We start from the raw sequence: 12390 nt of genomic DNA on the forward strand, positions 1-12390 counted from the left end.
TATAAAAGAAAAAACTATATAGGAGATGTGGAGAAAATGACGACAATACAAAGGGACCATTAGGTTCACAATGTTAATAGTTTGGAGGGGTGATATCTCGGTTTTAAGGAGAATGGACTGATTGCATTTAAAGGTGTTAAAAGACAATATTATCAATACAACAATAAAATGAAAGTCCCGCTGGTTCTATTGGCAACCGAATCAGATTCTTTTCCGGTCCTTTTGTAAAGGTGGATGATTTTCATTCGGCATATGCTTCCGCACATTATTTAACGATAAAGGTGATAGAAATATCGGAATGATAAGCGGCAGCAAGATTGATCCTATGGCTGGTATTCAAAATCGAGAATGATTGGAGTGAGTGAGGATGAAGAAAACATGGTGGAAGGAAAGTGTTATTTATCAGATTTATCCGAGAAGCTTTCGTGACAGCAATGGAGACGGAATTGGCGACCTGAATGGAATCACGGAAAAGCTTCCATATTTAAGGGAATTAGGAATTGATGTTATCTGGGTATCACCGGTTTTTAAGTCTCCAAACGATGATAATGGATATGATATTTCCGATTACCGGGATATCATGGATGACTTTGGTACGATGAATGATTTTGACAGGATGCTGGAGGAAGCCCATCAGCACGGGATAAAAATCATGATGGATTTAGTTGTCAACCATTCAAGCGATGAGCACCCATGGTTTCAAGAATCCCGCAAATCAAAGGATAACCCATACAGAGACTATTATATTTGGAAAGAACCTGTAAACGGAGAACCTCCAACAAATTGGGGAGCGGCTTTTGGAGGAAGTGTCTGGGAATTCGATGAACAAACTGGAGAGTATTATTTGCATTTGTTCAGTAAGAAACAGCCTGATTTGAATTGGGAGAATCCCAAACTTAGAAAAGAAGTATACGAAATGATGCGTTTTTGGCTTGACAAAGGCATCGATGGTTTCCGTATGGATGTAATTAATTTCATTTCCAAGGATACAAGATATCCACAGGGTGATGTGGTTGAAGGGTTAAAATATGGAAAAGGCAGCAAATATTTCCGGAATGGCCCGAGGATCCATGAGTTTTTAAAGGAAATGAACAAGGAAGCATTGAGCAATTATGACACAATAACAGTTGGGGAAATGCCCGGAGTATCGGTTGAGCAAGGAAAACTGTACACTGGGGAGAGCAGACGTGAATTAAACATGGTTTTCCATTTTGAGCACGTTGGTTTGGGTGATGGAAAATTTGGAAAATGGGACCCAAAAGCATGGAAGTTGACCGAGCTTAAAGAAATCTTTACAAAATGGCAAAAGGGACTGGAAACAGAGGGATGGAACAGCTTGTACTGGAGCAACCATGACCAGCCAAGGGCCATCTCCCGGTGGGGCAATGATTCTGAAGAATTTAGGGAGATTTCTGGTAAAATGCTTGCCACATGTCTCCATATGCTTCAAGGTTCACCCTATATTTATCAGGGAGAAGAGATAGGCATGACGAATGTCAAATTTAATAGCATAAGTGATTACCGTGACATTGAAACGCTTAATGCCTACCACGATTTGACCGATGGTTCCCTATCGAATGAAGAAATATTTAAGGGAATACATGAACGAAGCCGTGATAACGCCCGAACCCCAGTACAGTGGGATGGAAGCCCCAATGCCGGGTTTACAATTGGAACTCCCTGGATCAGTGTGAATCCAAATTATGAAAAAATCAATGCTAAGGCTGTACTAAACGATCAAAATTCTATTTTTCACTATTATAAAAAATTGATTCAGCTAAGAAAAGATAATGAAATCATTGTGTATGGCAGTTATGATTTGCTTATGGAAAATGATGAGGAAATTTATGCCTTCACAAGGACGTTAGAAAATGAAAAATTGTTGGTGATTTGTAATTTCAGCCAGGAAACACCTGAATTTACCCTTCCTGAAACAATACAATTTTCAGAGAAAGAATTATTAATCTCAAATTATGATGTCAACGCACAGCAATCCATTCAAAATTTAGCTCTTAAACCTTATGAAGCCAGGGTGTACCGCTTAAAGTGACTAATAGCAAAACAATTCCTGCTGTAATAAAAACAAGCCTGCCGAAGTGACCGAGCAGGCCTTTTCCTGCGGCAATCCCGCTCTTATAAAATGAAAGTCAAACGGCTACATTGATTTCAAAGGAAAGCTATTTACTGCATAACGCTCTTTCTTCCACATCGAAGGCATGTCCGATTATAAATGTTAAGCTTGTGATTGCCCTTAAAATAACAGATAAGGGATTTAATCCATTTCATTTATATTTCCTCCTTATGCGTGTTTTAAAATAACTATTCTCCGTGGATTCGGTTTTACCCTGCAAGACATATATAGAAAATTCCGACAGTATTTTTCGTCATTTTAGGAAGCAAGAAGATTAATTGGCTATCAAAAAAGGACTCAGTATAAAAACTGAGTCCCGTAACGTTATTTATTAAATAACGCTGTAACGGCTTTAAAAATCAGGACCAATGAAAACACTGTTACTGCCAATACTCCTATGATAGTAAAAATCGGCTCTAAGCTAAATAAGAAAGTATCTGCGAAAGAGACCTTTAATAGTGAAAATCCGGCTAAAACACCGGCTAATAGTGCAAGGATTATTCTATCCATCTTTTATCCCTCCTTTAAGATTAATATATGCAACGTCAATATCGTGTGTTATCAAACTAAAGTATTATTATAATTCGGGCATTAAGAAAGGTTCTTTGAATAAGATGGGAAATCATGAGGAAAACGGATGGATATTGTTATTGCTAGGCATCTAAATTTAGGGTGAAGTAAATAATTCAGTGAAATACTTCCTTAATTCCCGTAAGGACACAAGGATTGTAGGGCTTTATATAAAAGATGTATACTATTTAAAACAATGACGACGGGGGAGTTTATTTGAAAAGTTTAGAAGGCAAAAAAATTGCTCTAGTAAGCCAGCGCAAAACTGAGGAGCTTAGTAAATTAGTAGAGAATTTAGGAGGCATACCTGTTCTTCGTCCTGCTCAGGGAACCGTTTTTCTTGATGAAACCAATATTGAATCAGATATAAAATCCTTGGTAGAAGGCAATTTTGATTGGATAATTTGTACAACTGGCATTGGAATGGATACATTGTACAGCATTGCGGGGAAGTTGGGCCGGGATAAGGAATTTATCAAAGCTTTAGAGAAAGCTAATATAGCAGCCCGTGGCTATAAAACGGTTAATTTTCTTAAAAAGCTGGGTATCACACCGGTTGTGCGTGATGACGATGGAAGTACAGCGGGGTTGGTACGTGAACTTGCCGCCCATAATTTAAGTGGATGCAAGGTCGCTCTGCAATTACATGGTGATCCGGCACCGCGATTAATCGACTGGCTGGATGAACAAGAATGTGACTATAAAGAAATACTTCCTTACAAACATGTTCCGCCGCAGCCTGAGGTGATGGAGCAATTAATCTCTGAATTACAGAGTGGGGAAATAGATGCGGTGAATTTTACAAGTACACCTCAAGGCAGATTTTTAATGAGCTTTGCCAGGGAAAAAGGAGTGGAACAAGAAATCCTGCATGCCTTCTCTACCGGAGTAGTTGCTGTTGCAGTGGGAAAGGTGACAGCCCAAGCTTTAAGAGAGGAAGGGATTGAACGGGTGATTGTTCCCGAAAATGAACGGATGGGAAGCGCAATAGTGGCTTTGGGCCAATACTATCAGAAAAATAACATTCAATAGACTCTGGAGTGAACGGATATGTTCACTCTTTTTTTGCGTGTTATCAAGCATTTAATCAAACGTTTGATTAAGGCAGTAAGTCTCCTTACTGTTTTTTTACACGAATTTTACAATAGTTTAACCCGTTTAACATGGCATCAAGGTAGGCTTTAATTAGAATTAATACACTTATTTTCATAAACAGCGCCGAAATTCAGGGATTATAGAGGAGGTTTATGATGAAAGCAGATTTGCACTGCCATACCAATGTATCGGATTGCTCTTTTTCAATTAATGAGATTCTTGAGCTAGCATTACAGGAAGACGTCCGCTACCTGGCCATTACAAATCATGATACTACAAAGGGCCTCAAAGAGATGATCATTAATGGCGAGCGTTTTGGGATAGAAATTATACCGGGTATTGAAATATCGGCTTATGATTTTAAGCGGCAAACAAGGGTTCATATTCTTGGGTATTTTATTGAACAGGCTCATTCCGCAATTCAGGAAATCTGTAACCCTCTATTGGAAGCACGGCATCAAGCATCATATATTATGGTTCAGAGATTAATCCAAGCTGGATACGTGATCAGTTGGGAACAGGTAATGAACCTAGCTGCTGGCGGGACAGGGGTCTATAAGCAGCATATTATGCATGCATTGATTGAAAACGGATATACAGACACCATTTATGGGGAGTTATATAAAGAGCTGTTTTCTCGTGGCCTAAATGGGACTGCACCCGGAATTGCTTTTGTGCCATTGGAATATGTTGATGCAAGATTAGCGATAAAAGCTATTGAACAGGCCGGTGGTGTTTCAGTTCTTGCCCACCCGGGACAGTATCATAATTTCGATGCTATTCCGGAATTGGTTGAAGCAGGACTTAAGGGAATAGAAGTATGGCATCCGTTGCATGGGCCAAATGAAGAAGAAAAAGCAAAACAATATGCTGTTGAATACGGCCTTGTGATGACGGGTGGATCGGATTTCCATGGTTATTATGGAGAAAAAGAAATTAGGCTTGGGTCTAAAAGTCCGGGTGTGGAGGCAGTTGAGGCTTTAAAAGAAAGAAGAAATAAAAATTTCAATAATAAAGGAGCGGACACATATGCAGCATATTCACAGTCCTCAAAAAAATGAAACTCTTTCTGCAGATCCGCTAATCCATGTAACAAGCCATATAATCAATAGCTGCGCAGGCGAATGGACGTCTATTGGTCAGTATAATAACATTATTGAATCAAAGATCGGCGATTACACCTATACGATGGATGATGTCACAGTTAATTATACTGAAATCGGAAAGTATTGTTCGATAGCTTCCCATGTGTGTATTAATCCTGTTCACCATCCTATGGATCGTGTCACTCAGCACCATATGACTTACAGAAGGGCAGCATTTGATTTTGCTGAGACTGACGATGAAACGATATTCAAGTGGCGTCGCTTAAACCGGGTACAGATTGGTCATGATGTATGGATCGGGCATGGGGCGATTATCATGAAAGGAGTTAAGATTGGGACAGGGGCGGTGATAGGTGCAGGTTCAGTTGTAACGAAGGATGTAGAATCTTATTCAATAGTGGCAGGTGTACCGTCTAAGCCAATTAAAATGAGGTTTCCCCGGGATATTGTCTCAAAGTTGCTGGAAATTTCCTGGTGGGAATGGCCGCGAAAGGTTATTGAGGAACGTTTTAATGAATTAAACGATATTAACAGCTTTATAGAGAAATATGGAGAAATTAATACAGCTGTATTGAGTAAATAGGCAAATACTTTCCGTAAAATCATCATATTTGAGATTCATAACTTAGTATGCCGGAGGGGGGATGAATTATGGAAGAAATGGGTATTGTGGATGCCCTGATTATCGATATGAATGCAGGAAAGTATGGAGCCGATGATAAACTGCCATCGGAAAACGAAATGGCCGATCGCTTTAAAGTGCCCAGAATTAAGATCAGGAAAGTTTACGAGCGACTTCAAGAACTGGGTTATATTTATTCCCAGCAGGGAAAGGGAAGTTTTGTGAAAGATAGGAAGTGCCAAATTCCTCTCGTTTTGTCCGGGGATGTAAGTTTTAGTAAGAAAATGGCGGAGCAGGGTTATCAATTTGAATCCAAAAATATATTTTGTGAAGAAATTAATCATAATCCGAAGATTTATCAGTCTCTGGGTGTGACTGAAGCAGAGAGGGTTTTCAAAGTAGGAAGGCTAAGACTTGTTGATCAAAGACCCATCGCTCTTCACATCTCTTATGTAGCAAAGTCGATTTTTAATGATATTGATATCGATGGGAAAAAAATTACTTCAATGTTTGGATACTACAACCGCAAAGGTTATAGGGATTTTTCGTCAAAATCCAGTGTTTTGAGTGTGGTTTTCCCTTCAGCCGTTGAACGGGACATCCTGGAATGCTCTAGCCTGGTTCCGCTTTTAGCTTTAGAGTCAGGCTGTATCGACATCAAAACAGATACGGTATTGGAGCATACAAAAATTTTATACCGAAGTGATAGTTTCACATATGTCATTTGACCAGCTGAGATTTACCGCTGGTCTTATTTTTTTATCTTAATAGATAAGACGATGTGGGTAAGAACCGCATTGCCACAGGACATGGGACGAGCGATACAATCACAAAATAAAGTTATCTTTGTGAGGACGAAGCGAACATAGCCGTCCTTCCTTTAAACAGGGCGCTTCCGCTTTTCTATTTACAAACCATTCATAAAAGCTTAACGGAGTTAATGGATACTTTACGTTCACGAACTTGGCAACAAGGTAGAGTAAAAGCATAGAGGAAAACAAAAAGGAGGCAAGAGGATGAATAGAAGAAAAAGAACGGGAATTTTAATAAACGGTTCAACGGAACTTGCCGAACAGTTAGCAAAGGAAATCGTGGATAAATATGAAGTGATTATGATTGAAGAACCAAATCCAGGCCTAGTTATGATGAAAATGAGAGAAACTTCTAAAAGAAGCCTATTTTATCTAGGAGAAGTATTTGTTACAGAATGCAAAGTCCAAATTAATAGGTGCTTAGGCATCGGGATATTGAAAGGTAATGACCCAAAACTTGCACATCATCTGGCTGTAATCGATGCGGCTTACAACGCCGGTTTAATAGAGACATTCAAGTGGGAAGAGGCGCTGCTTTTGCAACAGCAGGAGATTAATAGAAAAAAACAATCATTCAGCAGTGCGGTTCTAAAGACAAAAGTAAACTTTGAAACTATGGATGTTCAATAAAAAGGAGTTGAAAGTATATGAAGTTGGATGTTGTCCATGATGTCCAGTCATCCTATCGAAAACTTATTGAATCCATGTCAAGGCCAGGCTTAGTTTCCAATATTGGTGAACAGGCAGCCAGAGTTGACATAGAGACTGGCTTTTATCCCTCAACAACTATTCTTATGTTTATGCTGCTGGATACAGAAGTCACATTTCATGTGATGTCAAAAAGAGCAAACGAAATCACTAAATTGATCAATCAGCTCACATATGCCAAAGCAGCAGAAGCAGACAATGCCGATTATTTATTTGTGCTGGGCGATGCTGATCCACGTCAGTTGGAAAAGGTGTTAAGAATTGCAAAGGTAGGCGATTTAAAAAATCCGCATGAATCAGCAACAGTGATTATTGAAACTTCATCGGTAACTAACGGCAATGAATTCGTTTTAACAGGGCCTGGAATAGCAATGGAAACCACTGCCAGGGTGAATATGACAGGCGAATGGCTTGAAATTTTGGCGGAAAAAAATGTGGAATATCCGTTGGGAATCGATCTTATTCTTACAGATGAAAATCATGAACTTTTATGTTTGCCAAGAACGTCACAAATCCTGAAACGGGTGGCTGGATAAATGGGATATGTAGCAGTAAAAGGCGGAACCAGGGCGATAGAAGAATCAATTAAACGGCTAAAGTTCGAAAGAGTAAAGAAAGGTACAGTTCTAGATGTCCATAAAATAGAAACAGGAATGCGAGGTCTGATCGACCAGGTAATGTCGGAAAGCAGCCTGTTTAGCGAAATTCTTGCAGCTATTGCAATAAAGCAGGCAGAGGGAAATCCGGAAGAAGCGGTATTCCTCTTAAGGGCATACCGCTCAACTCTTTCAAGGAAACATTATTCACGGACGATTAGTTCAGAGGATATGCTTACTGAACGCAGGATATCCGCAAGTTTTAAAGATATTCCAGGAGGCCAGATTTTAGGGGCAACTACCGATTATACCCACCGTTTGCTTGACTTCGGTTTAATGATGGAATCTGAGGAAGAGGCTCTCCAGTGGCTGGAAGGCTTTGAAGAGGAAAATGGTCAGCAGGAGAATGTTACAGACCTGGCTAAATTGCCGAAGGTCCTTGATTACTTGCGTAAAGAAGGTCTTATGCCAGAGTGCAGCGATGATGATCGGGAGCCGGATGATGTGACAAAAAAAAGCCTCGAATTTCCTAGTACCCGCAGCCAGCGTTTGCAAATTTTGACACGGGGCCAAACAGGAGCCCTCACTTCCCTGGCATATGCGGTTATCCGTGGCTATGGAGCGCTGCACCCCACTGTTGGTGAATTGCGTGTTGGCAGCCTGCCAGTCTGTATTGATAATCCTTTTAATCAATACAACGACGAGGATGATTCTTATTATATTGGTGAAATAAAAGCGACGGAAACTGAGATGCTGATTCCTGTAACAGTTGAAAAAGAACGAGGGAAAAAGGAAATAAAGTTTGAAATAGGATACGGTATCTGCCTTGGGCAAAATGAAACAAAGGCGATAGCGATGGGAATTCTCGACCATGCCCTCCAAACAGGAAATAAGGAATATCCAACCGGTGACGAGGAATTTGTCCTTTATCATATTGATTCGGTTGAATCAACAGGATTTATCTCCCACCTAAAAATGCCTCATTATGTGACTTTTCAGTCGAAGCTGGACAGTGTCCGGAAGACAAAAAAACAGGAAGCGGAAAGTAAAGAGGAGAGCAGCTTATGCAAATAGATTACAATTATGCGTTTTTCGATGAAGGATCTAAGAGAGAAATCCGACGAGCTACTTTAAAAGCTATCGCGATTCCCGGATATCAGGTTCCGTTTGCTTCAAGAGAAATGCCAATCGGAAGAGGCTGGGGAACCGGCGGCCTGCAGCTCACTCTTTCGCTCGTCGGAAAAGACGATGTTGTAAAGGTCATTGATCAGGGATCGGATGAATCGGTAAACGCTGTGAATATAAAAAAGCTGATTGAGAAAACAACCGGAATTAGTACAACGGATGAAACTTCAGAGGCAACCATCATCCAATCACGCCATCGAATTCCGGAAGTACCTCTTAAGGATGGACAAATAATGGTGTTGCAGGTACCACTTCCTGAGCCATTGAGATTCTATGAACCAAGTGAATTTGAAACGAAAAAGCTTCATGCTGAAAAAGAATACAGTGGGGCATGGCTTATGCTGTTTGAGCAAATCATGAAATATGGGAACTTAGCTACGGACGCAGATCATCCAGTAATGGTTGATGACAGATATGTTATGGCGCCAAGCCCAATTCCGAGGTTTGATAATTCAAAAATGAACTATTCAGAAGCCCTGATTTTGCTTGGGGCAGGGCGAGAAAAGAAGATTTATGCAGTTCCTCCCTATACGAAGGTTGTATCATTGGCATTTGATGATTATCCGTTCGAGGTAGAGTCCTTCGAAGATAACCATTGTAAACAATGCGGCGCTGCAGGTGTTTTTATGGATGAAATCTATGATGATGAAACGGAAACAACATACTTTCAATGCAATGATACGAGCTATTGTGTAGCAAGATTAAATCACCAAACCGTATAAAGAGGTGCGCATAAATGAGTGATTATGAAACTCCGATTATGTCTGTGAAGAATTTAAGCAAGCATTTTGGCGAAGGATGCAGCAACTGCAGGGATGTAAATGAAAATCATTTGATAAGAAACTTTTGTCCGGATTGCGGTACTGTTTACGCCTGCCGGAATGTTTCATTCGATCTTTATCCAGGAGAGGTATTAGGCATCGTCGGGGAAAGCGGCAGCGGAAAATCAACCCTGATGAGAAGCCTTTATTTTGACCAGGATGTTACGAGTGGTGAAGCATATCTTCGTTCCTATGAAATGGGCAGCAAAAATGTATTCGAAGAATCTTCACAGAAAAAAAGATACATCCGGAACCATCTGATGGGAAAAGTGTATCAAAACCCGATGCTTGGTTTACGAATGGGATTCTCATCCATTGGCAACATAGCTGAAAAGCTAATTGCTGCGGGGATTAGACATGTAGGCGAAATGGAATCAAAAGGAAGGGAACTGCTCGAGTATGTGAACATCCCAGTGTATCGGATGAAGGAAGCCCCAAGGAATTTTTCGGGGGGCATGCAGCAAAGGGTGCAGATCGCAAAAGCATTATCAAATAATCCACCTATTCTTTTACTGGATGAAGTGACCACAGGTTTGGATTTATCCGTCCAGGCAAGTGTACTCGATCTAATTAAAGAGCTGCAAAGGGAGCTAAATGTAAGTATTGTTATTGTTTCACACGATTTAGCCGTTATCCGGATGATGGCTGACCGAACAATGGTTATGCTTGATGGAAAGGTCGTTGAGCATGGGCTGACAGATCAGGTTCTCGAGGATCCGCAAGACCGCTATACACAGCAATTGGTGCATTCACTGCTCTAAGTCATGGGGAGAAAAGGGGGAAAAAGATGTATCTCATCACAAATGGACGCATCATCACAGAAGAGGCCATTCTGGAAGGCTTTGACTTGCTTATAATCGAAGATAAAATCGAACGAATTGCCATGCAAGGTGAACTTGAAAACGATGAATATACGGAAATAATTGATGCAGAGGGCGGTTATATATTGCCTGGCTTCATAGACCTTCATTCAGATTATATTGAGCATATGGCAGCGCCAAGGCCTACTTCTCTCATGGATTTCCATTTGAGCATCAGAGAAGCGGAAAAACAACTAATATCACATGGGATCACGACTATGTATCATTCGCTTTCTTTATATAAATCTACTGAGTATGCATATAAGCCGATTCGAGAACCGGAAAATGTAAGGAAATTTATTGATCTGATCGAACAGACTCACAGCAGCAAGCACTTGGTGCGCCACAGGTTCCATGCCAGATTTGAAATTGACAATGTTGAGGAAATTGAGAATTTAAAAGCCTATATTAATGAAAAAAAAGTTCACCTTATTTCATTTATGGATCACACGCCGGGCCAGGGCCAATACAGGGATTTAGAAATTTATAAACACACGGTAAGAGGATATAACGATCTAAGCGATGAAGCAATTCAAGGAATTATCGTGAAGCATCAGCAAAAGGAAAAGGTAACTATTGATGGAATCAGGGAGTTAGCTGAAGCTGCAGCGGAAAATGGCATTGCCATCGCATCCCATGATGATGATTCCGTCGAAAAACTGGACCTTGTACAAAGCTTTGGTGCTATTATAAGTGAGTTTCCGATCACGATGGACATCGCTAAAAAAGCAAAGGAAAAAGGGATGTATACGATCGCAGGCGCACCGAACGTCCTGTTGGGAGGATCTCATAGCGGGAACTTATCTGCTGCAGAAGCGATTCAGGAAAAGGCCATCGATATTCTCTGCAGTGATTATTATCCTGCGGCGATGCTCCACTCTATTTTTGAAATGAATAAAGAGTATGGACTGGACCTTGTTGAAATGGTCAAATTACTTACAATCAACCCAGCAAGAGCAGTTAATCTCGACAATGAAATCGGTTCAATCAGAGAGGGAAAAAAGGCAGATTTATTGATTATTGAAAAGATAAATCCCGATTTCCCGGTAATAACAGCGGTTTTCGTTGACGGTAAGCTAATCCAGAAAACAAATTACCGAATATAATAGCTCTTTAATAAGAGAAATAAGTTTGGGTGAGGTGATAAAGTGGACAACATTTTGACGATTGAAAATTTATCCAAGTCTTTTATTCTGCACAACATAAATAAGCACATTAAAGCAGCGAATGGCATCAATTTCAGTTTGAAGGATGGCGAGTTTGTGGGAATTACAGGAAAAAGCGGCAGCGGCAAGTCAACTGTGCTTAAATCCATCTACCGTACATATGCCCCTCAGGAAGGGAATATTTGGTATGATTCAAAAAAATTTGGACCAATCAATCTATCACAAGCATCAGAAAGGGAAATTATCTATTTAAGAAAACATGAAATTGGATATGTGTCGCAGTTCTTAAGTGTAATGCCACGCACAACCGCAAGACAGCTTGTGAAACAGTCTATTTTAGAAATGGGCCATAATGACAGGTTTGCCGAAGAAGAAACGGAAAAAATGCTGGAGCATTTTGAATTGGATCAGGAACTTTGGGATAGTTACCCGGCAACCTTTTCAGGTGGGGAAAAACTGCGCCTTAATATTGCCAGAGCTATGGTGAAAAGGCCGCGTCTGCTGCTTTTGGATGAACCGACTGCCAGTTTGGACCATGCTTCAAAGCTAAAAGTGAAGGTACTCATTCAACAGCTAATAAATGGGGGAACGACAATGATTGGAATATTCCATGATCTTGAGTTCATGAAGGACTTGTGCCACCGTGAATATCATATCCACAATGGCGAATTCTTAATATCTGCTAATTAATTCTAACAGAAAATTTATAATTTTTTAA

Annotated in this window: 13 protein-coding genes; 12 read left to right on the forward strand and 1 reads right to left on the reverse strand. The window is 40.3% G+C overall.

The window, feature by feature from the left end; all coding sequences use genetic code 11:
• Positions 1–367 precede the first annotated feature (367 nt).
• Positions 368–2050: a glycoside hydrolase family 13 protein gene (locus D0469_RS10930; protein ID WP_117326778.1), complete on the forward strand. Its 1683-nt coding sequence runs from the start codon at positions 368–370 to the stop codon at positions 2048–2050.
• A 405-nt stretch (positions 2051–2455) separates the two neighbouring features.
• On the opposite strand, the gene D0469_RS10935 is transcribed toward D0469_RS10930, so the two are convergent.
• Positions 2456–2641: a hypothetical protein gene (locus D0469_RS10935; protein ID WP_117326779.1), complete on the reverse strand. Its 186-nt coding sequence runs from the start codon at positions 2639–2641 to the stop codon at positions 2456–2458.
• 276 nt (positions 2642–2917) lie between these two features.
• On the opposite strand from D0469_RS10935, the gene D0469_RS10940 reads away from it, so the two are divergent.
• From D0469_RS10940 to D0469_RS10990, 11 genes are all read left to right on the forward strand, one after another.
• Positions 2918–3733, forward strand: coding sequence for a uroporphyrinogen-III synthase (locus tag D0469_RS10940; protein ID WP_117326780.1), 816 nt, complete (start codon positions 2918–2920; stop codon positions 3731–3733).
• Between the two features lie 218 nt (positions 3734–3951).
• Positions 3952–4857 carry a PHP domain-containing protein gene (locus D0469_RS10945; RefSeq protein WP_117326781.1) on the forward strand — a complete coding sequence of 302 codons (906 nt, stop codon included), beginning with the start codon at positions 3952–3954 and terminating at the stop codon, positions 4855–4857.
• The gene (locus D0469_RS10950) at positions 4826–5485 is read left to right on the forward strand and encodes a DapH/DapD/GlmU-related protein (protein WP_117326782.1); all 660 of its coding nucleotides are present in this window, start codon (positions 4826–4828) and stop codon (positions 5483–5485) included. Before D0469_RS10945 ends, D0469_RS10950 begins: the two co-directional genes overlap by 32 nt.
• Before the next feature lie 68 nt (positions 5486–5553).
• Positions 5554–6252 carry a GntR family transcriptional regulator gene (locus D0469_RS10955; protein WP_325048949.1) on the forward strand — a complete coding sequence of 233 codons (699 nt, stop codon included), beginning with the start codon at positions 5554–5556 and terminating at the stop codon, positions 6250–6252.
• A gap of 288 nt (positions 6253–6540) precedes the next feature.
• Complete coding sequence (gene phnG / locus D0469_RS10960; RefSeq protein ID WP_117326784.1) at positions 6541–6966, forward strand: phosphonate C-P lyase system protein PhnG; 426 nt, start codon at positions 6541–6543, stop codon at positions 6964–6966.
• A gap of 17 nt (positions 6967–6983) precedes the next feature.
• Positions 6984–7580, forward strand: coding sequence for a phosphonate C-P lyase system protein PhnH (gene phnH, locus D0469_RS10965; protein ID WP_117326785.1), 597 nt, complete (start codon positions 6984–6986; stop codon positions 7578–7580).
• Positions 7581–8714, forward strand: coding sequence for a carbon-phosphorus lyase complex subunit PhnI (locus D0469_RS10970; protein WP_117326786.1), 1134 nt, complete (start codon positions 7581–7583; stop codon positions 8712–8714).
• Positions 8705–9547 (forward strand): alpha-D-ribose 1-methylphosphonate 5-phosphate C-P-lyase PhnJ, encoded by an 843-nt coding sequence (locus tag D0469_RS10975; RefSeq protein WP_117326787.1) that lies wholly within the window; start codon positions 8705–8707, stop codon positions 9545–9547. Before D0469_RS10970 ends, D0469_RS10975 begins: the two co-directional genes overlap by 10 nt.
• A 14-nt stretch (positions 9548–9561) precedes the next feature.
• Entirely contained in the window at positions 9562–10407 is an 846-nt protein-coding gene (locus D0469_RS10980; protein WP_117326788.1) for an ATP-binding cassette domain-containing protein, read from the forward strand.
• 26 nt (positions 10408–10433) lie between these two features.
• Positions 10434–11612 carry a phosphonate metabolism protein PhnM gene (gene phnM / locus D0469_RS10985; RefSeq protein WP_117326789.1) on the forward strand — a complete coding sequence of 393 codons (1179 nt, stop codon included), beginning with the start codon at positions 10434–10436 and terminating at the stop codon, positions 11610–11612.
• Positions 11613–11654: 42 nt separating this feature from the next.
• Positions 11655–12362: a phosphonate C-P lyase system protein PhnL gene (locus D0469_RS10990; RefSeq protein WP_117326790.1), complete on the forward strand. Its 708-nt coding sequence runs from the start codon at positions 11655–11657 to the stop codon at positions 12360–12362.
• Positions 12363–12390 lie beyond the last annotated feature (28 nt).

Source organism: Peribacillus saganii (assembly GCF_003429095.1).
Classification (GTDB): domain Bacteria; phylum Bacillota; class Bacilli; order Bacillales; family DSM-1321; genus Peribacillus; species Peribacillus saganii.